This window comes from Pseudoalteromonas sp. 1_2015MBL_MicDiv (genome assembly GCF_002407505.1).
Lineage (GTDB): Bacteria > Pseudomonadota > Gammaproteobacteria > Enterobacterales > Alteromonadaceae > Pseudoalteromonas > Pseudoalteromonas fuliginea.
Map to the genome: position 1 here is coordinate 3,293,849 of NZ_CP012737.1, position 18,463 is coordinate 3,312,311.

18 protein-coding genes are annotated in these 18,463 nt (G+C 38.6%); 9 read left to right on the forward strand and 9 right to left on the reverse strand.

Going from position 1 to position 18,463, the window contains the following annotated elements; genetic code table 11:
• Positions 1–3: 3 nt before the first annotated feature.
• From AOR04_RS14820 to AOR04_RS14845, 6 genes are read right to left on the reverse strand one after another with little or no spacing between them, the layout of a single operon-like run.
• Positions 4–1,098 (reverse strand): PQQ-dependent sugar dehydrogenase, encoded by a 1,095-nt coding sequence (locus AOR04_RS14820; protein ID WP_008136373.1) that lies wholly within the window; start codon positions 1,096–1,098, stop codon positions 4–6.
• A 29-nt stretch (positions 1,099–1,127) separates the two neighbouring features.
• Entirely contained in the window at positions 1,128–3,017 is a 1,890-nt protein-coding gene (parE, locus tag AOR04_RS14825) for a DNA topoisomerase IV subunit B (protein WP_008136372.1), read from the reverse strand.
• Positions 3,018–3,059: 42 nt separating this feature from the next.
• The gene (locus tag AOR04_RS14830; RefSeq protein ID WP_096793764.1) at positions 3,060–3,620 is read right to left on the reverse strand and encodes a YqiA/YcfP family alpha/beta fold hydrolase; all 561 of its coding nucleotides are present in this window, start codon (positions 3,618–3,620) and stop codon (positions 3,060–3,062) included.
• Positions 3,605–4,390: a metallophosphoesterase gene (locus tag AOR04_RS14835; protein WP_096793765.1), complete on the reverse strand. Its 786-nt coding sequence runs from the start codon at positions 4,388–4,390 to the stop codon at positions 3,605–3,607. Before AOR04_RS14835 ends, AOR04_RS14830 begins: the two co-directional genes overlap by 16 nt.
• Positions 4,377–4,835 (reverse strand): DUF1249 domain-containing protein, encoded by a 459-nt coding sequence (locus AOR04_RS14840; protein ID WP_096793766.1) that lies wholly within the window; start codon positions 4,833–4,835, stop codon positions 4,377–4,379. The genes AOR04_RS14835 and AOR04_RS14840 overlap by 14 nt, the downstream gene beginning before the upstream one ends.
• Before the next feature lie 26 nt (positions 4,836–4,861).
• Positions 4,862–5,488, reverse strand: coding sequence for an NUDIX domain-containing protein (locus tag AOR04_RS14845; RefSeq protein ID WP_096793767.1), 627 nt, complete (start codon positions 5,486–5,488; stop codon positions 4,862–4,864).
• 149 nt (positions 5,489–5,637) lie between these two features.
• On the opposite strand from AOR04_RS14845, the gene tolC reads away from it, so the two are divergent.
• From tolC to AOR04_RS14860, 3 genes are all read left to right on the forward strand, one after another.
• Positions 5,638–6,993, forward strand: a complete 1,356-nt coding sequence (gene tolC, locus AOR04_RS14850; RefSeq protein WP_033031395.1) for an outer membrane channel protein TolC — start codon at positions 5,638–5,640, stop codon at positions 6,991–6,993.
• A gap of 108 nt (positions 6,994–7,101) precedes the next feature.
• Positions 7,102–8,031, forward strand: coding sequence for an LpxL/LpxP family Kdo(2)-lipid IV(A) lauroyl/palmitoleoyl acyltransferase (gene lpxL / locus AOR04_RS14855; RefSeq protein WP_007376513.1), 930 nt, complete (start codon positions 7,102–7,104; stop codon positions 8,029–8,031).
• Positions 8,032–8,070: 39 nt separating this feature from the next.
• Positions 8,071–8,643, forward strand: a complete 573-nt coding sequence (locus AOR04_RS14860) for a toxin co-regulated pilus biosynthesis Q family protein (protein ID WP_096793768.1) — start codon at positions 8,071–8,073, stop codon at positions 8,641–8,643.
• 43 nt (positions 8,644–8,686) lie between these two features.
• Here the strand turns inward: AOR04_RS14860 and glnE are convergent, their stop codons facing one another.
• Positions 8,687–11,482, reverse strand: a complete 2,796-nt coding sequence (gene glnE, locus AOR04_RS14865) for a bifunctional [glutamate--ammonia ligase]-adenylyl-L-tyrosine phosphorylase/[glutamate--ammonia-ligase] adenylyltransferase (protein WP_096793769.1) — start codon at positions 11,480–11,482, stop codon at positions 8,687–8,689.
• Positions 11,483–11,560: 78 nt separating this feature from the next.
• Here glnE and AOR04_RS14870 point away from each other — a divergent pair, with 78 nt between their 5' ends.
• The 6 genes from AOR04_RS14870 to ruvX all read left to right on the forward strand — a co-directional run bounded on the left by AOR04_RS14870 (position 11,561) and on the right by ruvX (position 16,215).
• Positions 11,561–12,454, forward strand: coding sequence for a DUF350 domain-containing protein (locus AOR04_RS14870; protein WP_007376516.1), 894 nt, complete (start codon positions 11,561–11,563; stop codon positions 12,452–12,454).
• A gap of 270 nt (positions 12,455–12,724) precedes the next feature.
• A complete protein-coding gene (locus tag AOR04_RS14875) occupies positions 12,725–13,201 on the forward strand; it encodes a hypothetical protein (RefSeq protein ID WP_096793770.1) in 477 nt (158 codons plus the stop codon).
• Positions 13,202–13,277: 76 nt separating this feature from the next.
• The gene (rsmE, locus tag AOR04_RS14880; protein WP_096793771.1) at positions 13,278–14,012 is read left to right on the forward strand and encodes a 16S rRNA (uracil(1498)-N(3))-methyltransferase; all 735 of its coding nucleotides are present in this window, start codon (positions 13,278–13,280) and stop codon (positions 14,010–14,012) included.
• Between the two features lie 54 nt (positions 14,013–14,066).
• Positions 14,067–15,017, forward strand: a complete 951-nt coding sequence (gene gshB / locus AOR04_RS14885) for a glutathione synthase (RefSeq protein ID WP_007376519.1) — start codon at positions 14,067–14,069, stop codon at positions 15,015–15,017.
• Between the two features lie 155 nt (positions 15,018–15,172).
• Positions 15,173–15,730: a YqgE/AlgH family protein gene (locus tag AOR04_RS14890; protein ID WP_007376520.1), complete on the forward strand. Its 558-nt coding sequence runs from the start codon at positions 15,173–15,175 to the stop codon at positions 15,728–15,730.
• A gap of 35 nt (positions 15,731–15,765) precedes the next feature.
• Positions 15,766–16,215: a Holliday junction resolvase RuvX gene (gene ruvX, locus AOR04_RS14895; RefSeq protein WP_096793772.1), complete on the forward strand. Its 450-nt coding sequence runs from the start codon at positions 15,766–15,768 to the stop codon at positions 16,213–16,215.
• A gap of 59 nt (positions 16,216–16,274) precedes the next feature.
• On the opposite strand, the gene AOR04_RS14900 is transcribed toward ruvX, so the two are convergent.
• Together AOR04_RS14900 and AOR04_RS14905 are read right to left on the reverse strand one after the other, a co-directional pair.
• Entirely contained in the window at positions 16,275–17,411 is a 1,137-nt protein-coding gene (locus tag AOR04_RS14900) for a PilT/PilU family type 4a pilus ATPase (protein ID WP_033040501.1), read from the reverse strand.
• 9 nt (positions 17,412–17,420) lie between these two features.
• Positions 17,421–18,461, reverse strand: coding sequence for a type IV pilus twitching motility protein PilT (locus tag AOR04_RS14905; RefSeq protein WP_008136622.1), 1,041 nt, complete (start codon positions 18,459–18,461; stop codon positions 17,421–17,423).
• Between the last annotated feature and the right edge of the window lie 2 nt (positions 18,462–18,463).

The window sequence follows — 18,463 nt, forward strand, 5'->3', positions numbered from 1 at the left end:
TACCTAGTTTTTCTTATAGCTTACACGGTAGATTACATTGGCGTAATCATCGCTTACTAACAGACTGCCGTCACCTAATTCTGCAAATGCAACAGGGCGTCCAAATGTTGTTTCGTCTTTCATAAAGCCAGTAATAAATGGCGTATATTTAGTTACGCGACCTACTTCAATTGTTGCTAGCCCTACTTTATAACCTGCCTTTTTAGAACGGTTCCATGAGCCATGTTCAGCAACAAATAATTGGTGCTTATAACTTGCTGGAAATTGCTTAGCGTTATAAAAATGAATACCTAGTGGCGCTACATGCGCAGGAAGCGCAAGTGCTGGCGACGTGTAATCGGCAATGTTTTTACCTTCACCAAACTCAGGGTCAATAATCGCACCGGCATGAACATACGGAAAACCAAAATGCTCACCTTCTTGCGTTGCGCGGTTTAATTCATCAGGTGGAATATCATCGCCCATCATGTCGCGACCGTTATCACTAAACCATAAGGCTTGAGTCGCTGGATGAAAATCAAAACCCACTGTGTTTCTAACGCCCTTGGCTATTGTTTTTATTTGTTTTGTTTCTACATTAAGCGCAAAAATACGGCCAAAACGCTCATCTTCAGCACAAATATTACACGGCACACCCACTGGAATGATTAATTCTCCCGTTGGTGCAAAACGTAAAAATTTCCAACCATGATGACGCTCACTCGGTAATGCGCCATAAACCACATCAAACTTTGGCTCTTTTAATTGGGTATCAATATTTTTAAAGCGAATTATACGATGCACTTCGCCTACATATAAATCGCCATCTTTAATCGCTATGCCAGAGGGCATGTTTAAGCCTTTAGCAACAACAATTTTTTTATCTGCTACGCCATCGCTATTATGATCAATAAGCGCGTATACATTGCCCGCTTTACGAGAGCCAACATACACAATACCTTTTTTTGAAACAGCTATTTGACGCGCATTTTCTACATCATTTGCAAATAAACTTATTTCAAATCCCGGTGCTACGGTGAGCTTATCGAGTATATTTTTAGCCATTGCAGGAGCTGTAGTTAGCCCAAGTAATAGCAAACTTCCTAGTAGTTTATTCATTCATATCTCCCAGTATTAAACACAGGCGATCAAACTTGCGCCTTGTTACCATGATCTTCTAACCATTGACGACGATCCGGCGATCGTTTTTTAGCAAGCAGCATATCCATCATTTCCATGGTTTCTATTTCTTCATCAAGCGTAAGCTGTACTAAGCGTCGCGTATTAGGATCCATGGTTGTTTCGCGCAATTGCAGTGGGTTCATTTCACCCAGACCTTTGAATCGTTGCACGTTTACTTTTCCGCGTTTCTTCTCTGCTTCTATACGCGCTAAAATAGCGGTTTTTTCGCCTTCATCTAGTGCGTAATAAACTTCTTTACCAATATCTATTCTAAATAATGGCGGCATTGCAACATACACATGCCCTGTTTTTACTAACTCTGGAAAATGGCGAACAAACAATGCACACAATAGTGTTGCAATGTGTAGTCCATCCGAGTCTGCATCGGCCAATATACAAATTTTATTGTAGCGCAGTCCCGACATATCGGTTGATTCTGGATCAATTCCCAGTGCCACTGAAATATCGTGTACTTCTTGTGATGCTAATATTTGGCCTGATTCGACTTCCCACGTATTCAAAATTTTACCACGTAGCGGCATAATTGCCTGAAACTCACGGTCTCGCGCTTGTTTAGCAGAACCACCAGCAGAATCACCTTCCACTAAAAACAATTCGGTACGATCGTTATCGGCAGCACTACAATCGGTTAGTTTACCTGGTAATGCAGGGCCTGCAGTAACTCGTTTACGTACCACTTTTTTAGCTGCACGCAAACGGCTTTGCGCGTTTGAAATACATAGTTCAGCTAATAATTCTGCAGTATCGGTATGTTCATTTAGCCATAAACTAAACGAATCTTTTACAACACCCGATACAAATGCGGCACATGAACGTGATGAAAGTTTTTCTTTGGTTTGCCCTGCAAATTGTGGATCTTGCATTTTAACTGACAATACATAACTACAACGTTCCCAAATGTCGTCAGGCGTTAGCTTTACACCACGCGGGAGTAAGTTTCTAAACTCACAAAATTCACGCATTGCTTCAAGTAAACCTTGGCGCAGACCATTTACATGTGTACCACCTTGCGCGGTAGGAATAAGATTTACGTAACTTTCAGCTATTGATTCTCCACCCTCAGGTAGCCATACAACAGCCCAATCAGCGCCTTCAATAGAGCTTTTAAACTCACCTACAAACGGGTCTTGTGGTAATGTTTCAAAACCTTTAACGGCTTCAATTAGGTAATCTTTTAAACCCGTTTCGTAAAACCATTCTTGAGTTTCTTTCGTTTGCTTATTAACAAACTTAATACGCAGACCTGGGCATAAAACCGCTTTGGCTTTTAATAAATGATTAAGCTTGGTAATTGAATAGTTTGGTGAATCAAAGTAGCTAACATCAGCCCAAAAACGCACTGTAGTACCCGTATTGCGTTTACCGACGGTGCCTATGACACTCAAGTCTTCTACTTTATCGCCATTTTCAAATGCCATTCTGTATTGCTGGGCGTCTCGTCGTACAGTTACTTCTACGCGCGTAGATAGCGCATTCACTACAGAAATACCCACACCATGTAAACCACCCGAAAATTGGTAGTTTTTATTAGAAAACTTACCACCTGCGTGTAATTTAGTGAAAATTAACTCAACCCCAGGAATACCTTCCTCAGGGTGGATATCAATAGGCATACCACGACCGTCATCGCTCACTTCAAGTGAGTTATCTTCGTGGAGTATTACGTCGATACGTGTGGCATGACCAGCCATAGCTTCATCGACACTGTTATCGATAACCTCTTGGCCTAAATGATTCGGGCGTACGGTATCGGTGTACATCCCTGGGCGTCTTTTTACCGGATCTAATCCATTAAGTACTTCAATGGCTTCGGCGTTATAATTTTGATCACTCATAGTTTTTATCTTTATATGCGCTAAGGCTATGCTTAGCTAGTTTTACGTGATTTTAAGAAAATCTACAATACTGGTAAAGGTGTTATCAAAACCTGTATAGCTATGATCGCCACCAAACTCTACCCGTTGTTTGCATTGTGAATAATAGTTTACTGCGTGTTGAAAATTAAGCACTTCATCGCCGGTTTGCTGTAATAAATACAGCAACTCAGGGTATTTTAGCTTATCTACAGACAGTATTTTTAAGGCATTTATATGACTGCTATTTAAATCATAATGATAATCTTGGTAAGGATTATAGTTTGGCCCAAGTAACGCTTGTAATAAATTGTATGGTGCTACCGCTGGATTAATAACCACTGCAGGAATTTGATAACGCTGCGATAAATATGTGGCAAAAAAACCACCTAACGAGCTCCCTAATAATACTGTATTAGGTGTTAGTAATTGCTCAAGCTTAATGATAGCTTGTATAGGCTCATGGTTTAGGCACGGTACACAATAATCAACGTCATAGTGTGCCATAAGCTCGCCAAAGCGCACAGCTTTATATGACTTATGTGAGCTATTAAAACCATGAACATAAATTACACGTTTAGCCATACTACTTCCGTTTTCATGCCTATTTTATCTTTTTCTGTATCTATATAAAGCATTCTATAAGCTGGGCCGCAGTTTTGCTGTTGCCACTGGGCACTGTATTTTTTAAACTGCGTAGAACTCGCCGGTGTTGCAAACACGCTTAACTCTCTATAACTTTGCTCATATTCATTATGAACGTGACCATGGAAAACCCCAATAATATTACCACTATTTACCAGTACATTTAATAATTGAGGCCCATTTTCGAGCATGTGCTTATCAAGGTAGCCATTTATTGGTAACGGATTATGATGACAAAATATGATCTTTTTACTGCTTGATTGAACCAAACACTCCGTTGTTTCATCTAAATGCGCGCCAGTCACCCACCCAGCAGGTGTAGGACCTTTCGAATTAATAAGTAGTAACTCAATGCCGCTTGCCGCTATGTGTTTGGCACTATTTATTTGCCCACCACTTATACGGTTAAGCATTGTTATCTCATCGTGATTACCTGGCAACCAGAATACGGGACATGTTAATGCACTTTTATGTATCAGCTCACTAAACAATAGATAAGACTCAAAGCTGTGATCTTGTGTTAAATCACCACCAAATATCACACAATCAAGTGGTTTTTGAGCCATGTGAGCTAGTGCTTGTTCAAAATGCGATGCAGTGTTTACTCCAAAGTACTCACCGTCTTTATCGGCAAATAAATGGCAATCGGTTACATGCGCTATGCGCAGCACCGATTTATTAAATGTATGTTTATCATCAAACCAAGCCATTATTTACATCCCAATTAAGGGTCGCTTGTCCGTGTTCAACACAGGCAACAAGCCAATCATATAAAAAAGCGTTAAGTTGGTATTTTTCATCTTTTTGATGCATTTTAGGGTTAGGATACCCATAAGATGGCTTTATCCTTTGATGATAATCGTGATGAATAATCTCAGCTACTTTAGCGTCATGATACAATCTAACCGTTAAGTAAAGCGGTGCTATGCCTTTAACCATTCCTGTTAACTGCTTAATTGAAATATCCATAGTGTATTTTGCACTACCATCAATTTTTGTAGCAAACTCACTGTTGCCAAGTTTTACTTCACGAATGCTTCCTATATTGCGCTCGCTAGGCAGTAATTTTAATAGTCGCACATAATTATGCTCGCAAAGCGTTAAATACTTTGGGAGGCTTTGAATATATCGTTTTGTTGCTAATCGTGCTATCAAAGTACCACCATAATATTAGTAAGAATTTATGCCCATTTACTTGCCATCTTTTCGCGATTAAGTGCAAGCCATTGCATACAGATAACCGTTGCTGCATTATCCATTTCACCGTTATTGAGGCGAATTAAGGCATCATCAACCGTTAATATATGGGTTTTTATGTCTTCACCTTCCGTTTCCAGCCCATAAACACCCGACTCTATTTGGCTTAAATCAGCGCGTGCTAAATACAAATGTAGGCGTTCAGTTGTGCCACCGGGGCTTGATAAGTATGAAAGCATAAACTCCAACTCATCTAACTCAAGCCCAGCCTCTTCAAATGCTTCTTTTTTAACGACAGCTTCATAATCATCACTACCATCGGTCATGCCAGCAATACATTCTAGCAGCCATGGCGAGTCCTTGCTTTTAATAGCGCCAATACGTATTTGCTCAATTAAAAGGATGGTGTCTGATACTGGGTCGTACGGCAATACAGCAATAGCATCACCGCGCTCTAATATTTCGCGACGAATAGTTTTTGATTTTCCACCTGCAAATAATGCGTGTTCGAACTGATATAAGTTCACCTGAAAAAAACCTTTATAGAGATTTATTACAGGTTTTATTTTCACATCTTTATGTGTAAATTTAACCAAACTTTTACTTACCATGCATCGACTTCCTGTATATCTAAACGATTAAAATGCGTTAATATATTCTGTTACATTTGAACATGCAGTTTTACAAAAAAATTTTTTTTTATTAAGTAAAACAGGTTAACATGCTTTTAGTATAAAAATTGTCTAAGGACTGAACCCATATGAAAAAGAACATTCTTGCGGCACTGATTAGTTTATCATGTGCACTAGGCTCAACAGCAGCTAATGCTGAAGATTTACTAAACGTTTTTGAAATAGCGACAGCTAATGATCCTACCGTTTTAAAGGCAAAAGCCCAAGCAGATGCACAATCTTACGAAAGTGATCGTGCTATGAGTGCATTATTACCTCAAATTGGTTTAAGCATGGGTTACAAAAAAACTGATTCAACCACTTATAGACAATCTGAAGATTTGTCGGCTATTAATCAGTTTAATACTGATAACGATGAGTTTTCTCGAGGCTTAAGTTTAAGTCAAACTTTATTTGATTTAGGCGCTTGGAACTCATTAGATATTGCAGATAAACAAGCTCTGCAAGCAAGCGCGCAATACGATGCAGCTAAGCAAAACTTAATTGTACGCGTTGCTGAAGGTTATTTTAACGTATTAAGTGCGGTTGACAATCTTGAGTTTATAGAAGCCGAAAAACGTGCTATTGAACGCCAACTTGAACAAACAAAACAACGCTATGCGGTAGGCTTAACAGCTATTACAGACGTACACGAAGCACAAGCACAGTTTGATAATTCAGTAGCTCAAGAAATTATTGCAAGCAATGCAGTAGAAACAGCCCGTGAGCAACTTCGTGAAATCACGGGTAAGTACCATGCAAAATTAGATTTTTTAAATACCGATACTTTCTCTACAACTAAGCCAGCTAAACTTTCTTCAGATTTTGTTAAAGTCGCTGAAAATAAAAATATTAGTTTACAAGTATCCAAAGTAACCGTTGATATTGCAAGAGATCAAATTGAGCTAGCTAAAGCGGGGCATTACCCAAAACTAACTCTAAACGCTAGCTATGGTGACACTCTGACTGATACAACAACAAACAATTTGAGTTTCAATAACCGCCCGCGTGAAGATTTATCCTCGGTCGGTATTAACTTCAGCGTCCCACTCTACTCGGGTGGTGCAACGGTTGCTGCAACTAATCAAGCCCGTGCATTTTACGTAGCTGCAAGTCAAGATTATGAAACAAATTACCGTGCTATAACACGCACTGTTATTACATCTTACAACCAAGTTGTTTCAGATATTGCAACTTACAAAGCACTAGAGCAAGCGGTTGTTTCGGCCCAAAGTGCGCTTAAAGCAACTGAAGCAGGTTTTGAAGTAGGCACACGAACTATTGTTGACGTACTGGTTAGTACACAAAACTTATACAATGCAAAGCGTAACCTTGCTGATGTGCGTTATAGGTATGTACTATCTACCCTTCGCTTAAAACAAGCAGCAGGAACATTAACAAGTGAAGATTTAGTGGCAATAAACCAAGGGTTAAAAGCCGCTTAAATTACACTTTTTGTAATGTAAAACTAGAAAAGCCAGCGACATTGCTGGCTTTTTGTATTTTATAGCGCTTAGCGTTAAACTAGCATTTTTATTTATAGAGAGTTTTTTGTGGTCACCTCATCTCCTTTTAAAGCATCTTTTTTAGGTCCTCGATACTGGCTAACGTGGATTGGCGTTTTATTCTTATATTTACTCTCTTGGTTGCCACAAAAACTACAATTAGCCATGGGTAAACAGCTGGGGCGTTTAGTTTATAAATTCATGAAACGCCGTCGCCATATTGCACAAGTAAACATTAAACTATGCTTTCCTGATATGAGCGAAGCAGATCAAAAAGACCTAGTACTCAAAAATATGGAAAATACAGGAATTGCGATGGTCGAGACCGGTATGGCTTGGTGGTGGCCGCAATGGCGTGCTCAAAAAGCATTAGGGTCTTTTAAAGGGCTTGAACACTTTGAGCGGGTGCAAGCTTCTGGCAAAGGCGTATTATTACTTATTCCTCATGTTTTACATCTTGAAATGGCTAGTCGCATAATGGGATTAGCGTGCCAAGGAGTTGGGTTTTATCGTCCTCATAACAACCCATTGATGGAATACTTTACAACCAATGGACGCCTCCGCTCTAACGAATATTTAATTGGTCGTAAGGACGTAAAAGGTCTATTAAAAGCATTAAAAAATAAAAAAGTTTGTTATTACTTGCCTGATCAAGATTACGGTCGTAACCGTTGTGAGTTTGTTCCTTTTTACGCAGTACCCGATACAGCAACCACAACAGGCACACTGATGTTTGCTGGTAGTAAAAACTGCGAAACAATGAGCTTAATCACGCGTCGTGACGACAATGGTAAGTATCACTTAGAAATACTACCTGAGCTTGAAGATTTCCCAAGTGGTGACGATAAAGCGGATGTAATACGTGTAAATCAACGTATGGAGCGTTCAATTAACGCGGCGCCTGAGCAATATATGTGGCTCCATCGCCGTTTTAAAACGAGACCAGACAAAAATACCCCTTCTTTTTATAAGAAGTAGCAGTGGAATAACACTAAATACAAAAAGTGAGTAGAGATTATGTGGTTTTGGGTTAAACATTTATCATTTGCTGCAGTATTAATTATACTGGCTATCTATTTTTTATTCAGTGATGGGCCAACATTTGATATTAGAGATTCTAAAAATGCGGCAGCTGAAGGGCTATCTCGCTTTTATTCATCCATCCGTAATCAAGTTAAAAGCAATAAAGAGCGAGATCAATTTGTACTCCAACTCAAAAAGCCAGATCAGACTCTTGATCGCGTGTTAGCGGAGCGAGGCCGAACGGTTGATCCTATGCCAACTAGCTGGACGGGCGGAATTGAGCCCAGACGTTTTGAAAGTGGGACAACGTTAAAAAAAGCACTTTCTCAATATGCTGATAATGAAGGTCTTGCGCTTTATTGGTATTTAAGTAAAGACTACGTAGTAAAAGATCATTTTAGGGTCGACAGTAATTTCACCTCTGCATTATATCAAGTAGGCAGAGCTATCAATGATGACTTTGAATATGAGGTCTACACTTATTTTTGCCACAAGCAACGTGCCGCAATAATTACTGAAAAACCGTCTGAATTTGTACGTGCTAACTGCTTAAAATTAAAAATTTAACCACTTAAAATAAAAACCCAAGCTTTAGCTTGGATTTTTAAATTTAACTTAACGCAAAAATGCTATTCCAAATATGTGTTACATGAGTAATATCATTCTGGAATGCTTCTCGTGATACTAATTTACCTTGCTGATCTAAGCTCAGTACATGGTAGCAAGAACGATAATCAATATATGCTTTGACCAACTGCTGCTTTTGCTCTTCAGTAATACAACCAATTTTAGCAGCCTCAGTTAAAATTCTTACGTTGTCAGAATAAACTATTAGCTTTTCAAATTTATGAGCATGTTTGAGCACTATATATTGCGTAATAAATTCAATATCAGCCATACCACCAATATCTTGCTTTAAGTCAAATTGATCAGTATTTCCTTTTGCTAGATGATCACGCATTTTTTCACGCATTTTTATAACATCATCTTTTAGTGTTGTAGCATCGCGTTGTTGACTCAGTATATTTTTTCTAATTTCTAGAAAGCGTTCAACTAGCTCATCTTGACCTAAAATTAAGCGAGCACGAACAAGTGCTTGATGTTCCCACGTCCATGCTTGAGTTTGCTGATAATGATTAAAGCTTTCAAGGTTGATCGCTAACAACCCTGATGCACCTTCAGGTCGTAAGCGTGTATCAAGCTCATATAAAATCCCCGATGCGGTACGTGTATTAAATAAATGCATTAGGCGTTGTGCGAGTTTTAGATAAAACTGCCTTGAATCAATTGGCTTATCGCCATCAGTTTGACTAGAACCGTCGTGGTTATGTACAAAAACTAAATCAAGATCTGAATCGTAACCCACTTCAAATCCCCCTGTTTTACCGTAAGCAATTACGGCAAACCCTTTATTTTCATCGTCAGTGCCCGGCGGCATGCCAAAACGCTTAACCGTATTATGCCATGCAATATTAACAGCTTGATCAACAATCGCTTCGGCCAGTGCTGTTAAGTGATCGCTTACTTTCATAACATCAATTACTCCAGTAGCATCAGCTGCTGCGATACGTAATTGATGTGTTTGTTTGAACTGCCTTAGAGATTCCATTTGTAGTTCTAAATCATCATGTTCAATGCGTAAGAAATATTGCCTTATTTCATATTTATAAGCAGTTAAAGGGGTCGGCTTATACAAAACTGCAGGATCAATAAGCTCGTCAAGTAAGATAGGATAGCGAGATATATGTTCTCCTATCCATTTGCTATGGCAACACAATAGTACCAGCTGCTTTAATGTTCCTGGGTTTTCGTATAATAATTCCAAGTACGCAGTACGCGAAATAATTTTATTTAGTATTTGGCAAACCATAGAAAATGCTGCACCACTGGCGTTAAAATTATTTAACTGTTTTAGTAAAGCTGGCATTAATTTATCGAGAATATCGCGCCCCCGATTACCTATTTTTGCCTTTGATATACGTTGTTTAAAATCTTTTAATGGTAATTGCCAATCATCTTTTGGCTCATTTAAAAAACTAATATCACCATGATCCCATGCACTCACAAATGCCCCTTCACTTGTATCTAAAGGCTCAGTTTCTTCACCAATCACCTGTGTAAATTCGTTATGTATTTGCTGCATGACGTGATCTATTTCAACCAATGTTGCGCCAAAATCATCCTGTTCTAATAAAGTATTTAGGCGTTGCTGGTTTAACTCATCATCCGGCAATGTTTGTGTTTGCTGGTCGTCGAATATTTGCAAGTACTGTTCAACTTTACGTAAATAAAGATAATTATTCTCAAGACCTTGCGCTTCAAGCTCATTAATAACTTGGTTAACCGTTAACTCCTTTAACGCTTTAAGTAATGATTGCGTTTGTAAGTTAGCTTCTCGTCCACCTCTTACCATTTGCAACGCTTGAACAATAAACTCAACCTCTCGAATACCACCACCACCTAGTTTGATATTATTAGTTAAACCTTTTCGCCGCACTTCTTGGGCAATCATTAACTTCATTTTTCGTAGTGATTCAATCACTGAGAAATCAATATAGCGACGATATACAAATGGCTTTAAAAGCTGATTAAATTCATCCCAATACTGATTAGGTGTACCAATTAAACGCCCTTTTAACATGGCATAACGTTCCCAATCTCGTCCTTGCTCTTGGTAATAGTCTTCAATTGCGTTAAAGCTCATAACAAGTGGGCCACTTTCACCAAACGGGCGAAGTCGCATGTCAACCCTAAATACTTGCCCGTCACCGGTCGTTTGATTTAGCGCTGCAATTAGCTTTTGTGCCACCTTTGTATAAAATATTTGCGCCTCTAAGTTTCGACGTCCACCTTGTGTTTTAACACTGCGGGGATAAGCAAAAATAAGATCTATGTCTGATGAGTAATTAAGTTCTTGCCCCCCTAGCTTACCCATACCAAGTACCATTAATGGCATTGCTCGGTTACCCTCATCTAAAGGTTCGCCATTAATTTTAGCAACGTGCGTATGCGCCCATTGATTCGCACTTTCTATCAATATATCAGCAAGCTGACTAATGTATTTTATGCTATCAGCAATTGGGTGATTACAGCATAGATCTAAAAATGCGATCTTAAGCCAGTACTTCTCTCGAAACTGACGAAGTATCTTATGGCATTCATTTTCATCTATCTCAGCTAAATTTCTATTTTCAAAAGGAGAGTTAATAATTCGGCTTTGTATTTCGTCTTTGCATGTTAGCCACTCTTTTAAGTCTGGCTGGGATCTTAAACTACGCCACGCAAAGTCACTTAATCCGAGTAACTTTACAATAACGGGCTCTTTATTTTGCTCTGGGTACAACTGCTCAAAGCGCATTAAGCCAAGTTTTTGTAATTGAATAGGAAGTTGCTTTACGTTACTCATCAATACTCTCTTTTATATCATCAGTAACCGTACTAGAATGATTAAAACCTAGAAAGGTTAACTCTACTTAGGAATACCATGTCTTATTTGTCATTATCTAACACTAGTTTTGTTGCGATTGCTATTAGTTTTGCGGTTATTTGCATAACTATATTTTGCCTACGAGTCGTAACTCAAATTAAAGCAAAACAAGCGCTTAAAGATGAACTTGCGCAGCACGATAACTTTGCAATGGGGATTAGTTTTGCCTCTGAAATATCAGTTGTTATTGCAACTATGGCTTTTTTGTTTGATGAAATTAGCGTAAGTACTGCGCAATCCAACCCTTTAAAAGTGATTGTATTAATTATTCTACTGTTTATTTTTATCAAAGCGGGACACTTAATTCATCGAAAATGGATCCTCCATCGCTTTAATGAAGAAGCCGCTATATTAAAACAAAACGTATGTGCTGCATTAGTCGATTCAGGTATGTTAATCGCTAACTGCATTATGACTTTAGGACTTTATACATGGACTCATACACAAGGTCTAAGTAACTTGCTAATTGCTTTTGTTAGTTTTTTTGTCCTGCAAGGTATGTTCGCTTTTGATAGTAAAATCCGTGAGTATCGCTTTGCAAAAGCGAATCAAGGAGCTTCATTACAGAGCAACTTTAATTTAGAGAACACCTCGATAGGGATACGCTATGCTGGTAAGTCGATTGGTTTAGCACTCGCTGTGTATGCCGGTTTATCCAGTGCTGAATTTCAAAATGGTAAAATGGTAGAAAATTTATTCACTCTCGTCATGCACTGCGGTGTAATGTGGATATTACTGTATGCGCTTACTTTTGTAATAAAAGTTATATCCTTACCTAATATTGATACAGCGCTTGAAGTTGATCATCAAGATAACATAGGGATTGCTTGTATTGAATTTGCTGTTTTTTGTGCTATTGGCTACTTGCTAATTAGCATGTTTTCTATTTAGCCTCCCTTTAACTGAAAAGGTTGACCGGCGTATTAAATTGCTATGATATTAAAATTTATTTAGCGCTAGAAAAAATAAGGTGAGTTTGCACATCAATAGTGGGCTTACTGCACGTGAATTCAACATCGTTAATGTTGAATTCAGCTGTGTAAGATAAATTGATCATTTTTGGCTCAAGTTATTTTTCAGTGAGTTCTTTAAATTAAACAGCTATAAACGATCTACTTTTAATTAAGTTTGTATACACTGACCTAAATACGATGGGGACTTATGCCATTCCAAGTGACTAACTATTTATTAATAGACATAGATAAAGAGTTTAGCCGATCATTTGCTGAGCATTATTTTAATAGTGAACGACGAAATACATCGAGCCCCTTAGTCATAGCGGGTTCTAATATGCGCCAATTAGTAAAAATGATGTTTGATGAGCTTATAAAAGACTATTGCTATTGCGATTTTGAAAACGAAATAAGCGTTTCTGAACTTGCCAGCTACTTGCATGATCATCACAGTATCGAAGGTATTTTACTAAATAAAGTCGACTACTTACTGGCCGATGATGCACAGCGATTTATCTATAACTCTTTGCATAAAAATCGCATTTTAGTTAGTCAAGATGAAAATGGTTTTAACTTTTGCCCACTAACAGACCAAAGCTACTCTAATCATCTATCTTGTCACACTGATATAGCAGAAACTCCTTTGAACCTAGTTGAGTTAACAGAACAACTTAATAGAAAATAAATAATTGCACCAAGCTCACAGCTTACTTACCATAGCGGTATATAACTTTTATGCGCTAACCTATAAGTGACATTACATGCGAGTTCCTCATATTTATCAAAAATCTAACATTATCTTAAATACCCCCGTTTCGTTAGATGAAGACGCTGCAGGCCACGTTGGCCGTGTACTTCGTATGAAAGTAGGCGAAAATGTGTCTATTTTTAATGGCGAAGGCGGCGAATACCTTAGTGAAATAATTGAAGTAACTAAAAAAACAGTTGTAGTAATGCCATATGAATTTAATGCTCATGATGTTGAATCACCCTTAAAAATTCATTTAGGTCAGTGTGTTTCACGTGGCGATAAAATGGATTTTACGATTCAAAAATCAGTTGAACTAGGGATTACCGAAATTACGCCTATTTTTAGTCAGCGCTGTGGCGTAAAACTAATGGGTGATCGCCTTGAGAAAAAACACCAACAATGGCAAAAAATCGCAATTGCAGCAGCTGAGCAGTCAGGACGTAACTTTATACCAATCATTAATCCACCGATTGATTTAAAACAATGGCTTGCACAACAAACCAATGCAATTAAGCTCACACTCCACCCTCGTGCTGAGCACAGCATTAAAACCATTACAGTACCTAAAGATGGCGTGCGCTTTTTAGTCGGTCCTGAAGGTGGTTTTACCGATGATGAAATGGCACTAACTAAGCAACTAGATTTTGTAGATATTCGTTTAGGCCCGCGTGTTTTACGAACGGAAACGGCCGCTTTAACGGTCTTAAGTGCATTACAGCTTCAATTTGGCGATTTAGCTAATTGAAATAACTAAAAGCACCCTCATATAAACAGTAACATTTATAGTAAGGCACAGCGCATGGCAATTAAGTTAGGTATTATTTCAGATCCTATTAGTGGATTTAACATCAAAAAAGACACCGGTTTTGCAATGATGATGCAAGCGCAAGAACGCGGCTACGAAATTTATTATATGGAGATGGATGATTTATCTCTTCGTAAAGGTAAATCTTACGCTACGGCGTCTAAAGCGCAAGTATTCAACAATGCAGAAAAATGGTACGAGCTTGAAGAAAAAGCCACTATAGCCCTTGCCGACCTTGATGTAATTTTAATGCGTAAAGACCCTCCTTTTGATACTGAATACATTTACGCGACGTATATTTTAGAGCGTGCAGAACAAGAAGGTACGTTAATAATTAACAAGCCACAAAGCCTTCGCGATGCTAATGAAAAGCTATTTACAGCATGGTTTAGCGAACATACGCCAGATACCCTGGTTACACGTAGTCAAAAACAAATTCGTGAGTTTTTAGCCGAGCATAAAGACATTATTTTAAAACCACTTGATGGCATGGGTGGCGCATCTATTTTCCGCATTAGAGAAGACGACGCTAATATAGGTGTAATTTGTGAAACGTTAACCGAACACGGCAGTCGCTTTGCTATGGTGCAAAATTATATTCCTGAGATCAAACAAGGCGACAAGCGCGTATTGGTTATTGATGGCGAAGTCATTCCGTATTGTTTAGCGCGCATTCCACAAAATGGTGAAACGCGCGGTAACTTAGCTGTAGGCGGTCGAGGCGAAGCGCGTCCTCTTAGCGAATCAGATTTAAAAATAGCGCAAGCTGTTGCACCAACGCTTAAAGAAAAAGGCTTAATATTTGTAGGCTTAGATATTATTGGCGATAAATTAACTGAAATTAACGTCACTGCACCAACGTGCGTGCGCGAAATTGAAGCTGCTTATGATATTTCAATTACGGGTATTTTATTTGACGCAATTGAGAAAAAACTAGGTAAATAAGCACATACCTAATCGTTACTTATAGCTTTTTTCGCATTAAAAATTAATGCAGTAACTGCTGCATTAATTTTTAATGATATACATAAGCTTATTTAGTTTTAAAAACATAGGTATATGCCATACTCAAAGTCCACTAACTTAAAAGGGTGAAATCTATGCAGTCATTAGAAAATCATTTTTTAATCGCGATGCCGTCGATGCAAGACCCTTTTTTTAAACGTGCCGTTACCTATATTTGTGAGCACAATGAAGATGGGGCTATGGGCTTGGTGATCAACCAACCTATTAATGTTACCGTTGGCGAACTACTGGACAAAATAGAAATAGATAATGATAAAACCCAGCAAGCTGCACAAGTTGCTGTATATGCAGGTGGCCCGGTTAAAACCGATCGAGGCTTTGTACTGCATTCTCCAAAACTGGGTTACACCTCAAGTCAAAAGCTCAGTAGTGACATTATGATCACTACATCTAAAGATGTACTCGCAAGTTTAACAACCGCACAAGCACCCGAGCAGTTTATCATTACCTTAGGTTATTCAGGTTGGGAGCAAGGTCAACTAGAGCAAGAACTACTTGATAATAGTTGGTTAATTATAGAAGCTGATCCGAAGATCATTTTTAATACGCCCGTTGAAAAACGATGGGAAAAAGCGGTTTCAATGCTGGGCTTTGATATAAGCCAACTAAGCCCTGAAGCCGGTCACGCATAGTAATTTTAATTATTTAAAACTTAAACAAGACAAACATGACAAAAAAAACGCTTAAACCGCAAGGCGAGCGAACCGTAATGGGCTTTGACTTTGGCACCAAAAGTATTGGCATTGCTATTGGTCAAGAGCTCACTGGTAGTGCATCGAGCCTAAAGGCTGTAAAAGCGCAAGATGGTATTCCAAATTGGGATCATATTGCAGTACAAGTGTCGCAGTGGCAGCCCGACTTAATGGTTGTTGGTTTGCCGCTAAATATGGATGGGACTTCACAAGAAGTAACCTTTAAAGCTAAAAAGTTTGCTAACAGGCTGCATAACCATTACGGCATTCCTGTGCAAACGCAAGACGAGCGCTTAACAACAGCCGATGCTAAAGCTCGTTTATTCGAGCAAGGCGGCTATAAAAACTTGGGTAAAGGTAATGTAGATAATATGTCTGCGGTTATTATTTTAGAAAGTTTTTTTGAATCTAGTTACGGTGAATAATAAGGCCGTATAAAATATAAAAGCGCCAACTTGGCGCTTTTATATTTTTCATTTAGCATTTAGTAATTACTGTCTTTTCCATCTAAACCATCTATCGTTACACCTTGTAAAAAACCAGCTCCTTGTTGTTCATTATTACGTAGTTTAATCATCAAACGTAAATCATTCGGCGAGTCAGCATGGTGCAGCGCATCAGCATAGTTAATTGATTGTTGTTTATAAAGTTCAAATAATGCTTGATCAAAAGTTTGCATGCCCATTTCTTTCGATTTTGCCATCGCCTCTTTAATACCACCAATATCACCATTTTTAATGAGCTCTGCAATCATCGGCGAGTTAAGTAGTATTTCGATTGCTGCAACACGACCTTCACCATCAGAAGTAGGTAATAACTGTTGAGCAATAATAGCGCGCAAATTTAGCGCTAAATCGTATTTAAGCTTATCGTGCTTTTCTTTAGGTACTAAATGCATTATTCGATCAATAGCTTGGTTAGCATTATTAGCGTGTAGTGTAGCAACACATAAATGACCTGTTTCAGCAAAGCTAAGTGCATATTCCATGGTTTCTTGTGAGCGTATTTCACCAATCAAAATTACATCGGGTGCTTGGCGCAATGAGCTTTTGAGTGCTGATTCAAAACTTTCTGTATCAAGCCCTACTTCGCGCTGAGTAATAATACTTTTACGATGTTCGTGAACAAACTCAATAGGATCTTCAATTGTTAAAATGTGACCACGTTGATGACGATTTCTATAACCAATAAGCGCCGCTAAAGACGTTGATTTACCCGTCCCTGTACCACCCACAAATAACACAAGCCCACGCTTAGACATAATTACATCCGTGAGCGTAGAGGGCAGACCTAACTCTTCTACATCAGGTATTTGCGTAACTATTCGACGAATAACCATACCTGCTCTATCACGCTGCCAAAAGGCAGAAATACGAAAACGCCCTTCGTCAGTTGCAATCGCAAAGTTGCATTCCTTAGTTGCGTGATACTCCGCTTTTTGCTTTTCGCTCATAGCAGACTCAACAAGCTCGAGCGCTTCTTCATCAGTTAACTTTTCATCACCTAAGTGGATAAGTTCGCCATTTATTTTAGCGCTTACAGGTAACCTACTTGATACAAATAAATCAGAGCCTTTTTTCTCAATCATTAACAGTAAAAAATGATTTAAAGATAACGTCATAATAGTTCCTTAACCGCCAAATTGTGTTTTGTCTTGTGCTTTTTCTTTAGCTGCAACGTTACTAACAATACCGTGATTAACTAAGTTTGTTAAACACTGATCCATTGTTTGCATACCAACGGATGCGCCAGTTTGGATAGATGAATACATTTGCGCTACTTTATCTTCACGAATTAAGTTACGAATAGCAGGCACTGCAATCATAATTTCATGTGCAGCGACTCGCCCACCACCCACTTTTTTAAGTAATGTTTGTGAAATTACTGCGCGTAATGATTCAGACAACATTGAACGGATCATTGCTTTTTCTTCACCAGGAAATACATCGATAATACGGTCAATCGTTTTTGGTGCTGAAGTGGTATGTAGCGTACCAAATACCAAGTGCCCAGTTTCGGCTGCGGTCATTGCAAGACGAATTGTTTCTAAATCACGTAACTCACCCACAAGTATTACATCAGGGTCTTCACGCAGAGCACTACGTAGCGCATTTGAGAAACTATGTGTATCGCGATGCACTTCTCGCTGGTTAATTAGACTTAATTTATTATCATGAACAAATTCAATTGGATCTTCAATTGTTAAAATATGATGGTGTTTATTTTGATTTATATAATCAACCATCGCGGCAAGTGTCGTTGATTTACCCGAGCCCGTAGGCCCTGTAACCAGAACTAGTCCTCGTGGAGTATCAGATATCTTTTTAAAAATTTCTGGCGCACCTAAATCATCAAGCGTTAACACTTCACTTGGTATGGTACGAAACACTGCTGCTGGTCCGCGATTAGAATTAAACGCATTCACACGAAAGCGTGCTAAATTAGGTACTTCAAACGAAAAATCCACTTCGAGGTTTTGTTCGTAGTCCTTGCGTTGATTATCGTTCATAATATCGTAAACCAGACTGTTTACGTCTTTATCTTCTAATGCAGGTATATTAATGCGACGAACATCACCGTCTACGCGTATCATAGGTGAAACACCCGAGGATAGGTGTAAATCGGATGCTTTATGTTGCACACTAAACGCTAATAATTCGGTAATATCCATTT

Coding starts and splice junctions, on each gene's coding strand:
- AOR04_RS14820 (WP_008136373.1), bottom strand. CDS start 1,098: ATGAATAAACTACTAGGAAGTTTGCTATTACTTGGGCTAACTACAGCT.
- parE (WP_008136372.1), bottom strand. CDS start 3,017: ATGAGTGATCAAAATTATAACGCCGAAGCCATTGAAGTACTTAATGGA.
- AOR04_RS14830 (WP_096793764.1), bottom strand. CDS start 3,620: ATGGCTAAACGTGTAATTTATGTTCATGGTTTTAATAGCTCACATAAG.
- AOR04_RS14835 (WP_096793765.1), bottom strand. CDS start 4,390: ATGGCTTGGTTTGATGATAAACATACATTTAATAAATCGGTGCTGCGC.
- AOR04_RS14845 (WP_096793767.1), bottom strand. CDS start 5,488: ATGGTAAGTAAAAGTTTGGTTAAATTTACACATAAAGATGTGAAAATA.
- tolC (WP_033031395.1), top strand. CDS start 5,638: ATGAAAAAGAACATTCTTGCGGCACTGATTAGTTTATCATGTGCACTA.
- AOR04_RS14860 (WP_096793768.1), top strand. CDS start 8,071: ATGTGGTTTTGGGTTAAACATTTATCATTTGCTGCAGTATTAATTATA.
- glnE (WP_096793769.1), bottom strand. CDS start 11,482: ATGAGTAACGTAAAGCAACTTCCTATTCAATTACAAAAACTTGGCTTA.
- AOR04_RS14870 (WP_007376516.1), top strand. CDS start 11,561: ATGTCTTATTTGTCATTATCTAACACTAGTTTTGTTGCGATTGCTATT.
- AOR04_RS14875 (WP_096793770.1), top strand. CDS start 12,725: ATGCCATTCCAAGTGACTAACTATTTATTAATAGACATAGATAAAGAG.
- rsmE (WP_096793771.1), top strand. CDS start 13,278: ATGCGAGTTCCTCATATTTATCAAAAATCTAACATTATCTTAAATACC.
- gshB (WP_007376519.1), top strand. CDS start 14,067: ATGGCAATTAAGTTAGGTATTATTTCAGATCCTATTAGTGGATTTAAC.
- AOR04_RS14890 (WP_007376520.1), top strand. CDS start 15,173: ATGCAGTCATTAGAAAATCATTTTTTAATCGCGATGCCGTCGATGCAA.
- ruvX (WP_096793772.1), top strand. CDS start 15,766: ATGACAAAAAAAACGCTTAAACCGCAAGGCGAGCGAACCGTAATGGGC.
- AOR04_RS14900 (WP_033040501.1), bottom strand. CDS start 17,411: ATGACGTTATCTTTAAATCATTTTTTACTGTTAATGATTGAGAAAAAA.
- AOR04_RS14905 (WP_008136622.1), bottom strand. CDS start 18,461: ATGGATATTACCGAATTATTAGCGTTTAGTGTGCAACATAAAGCATCC.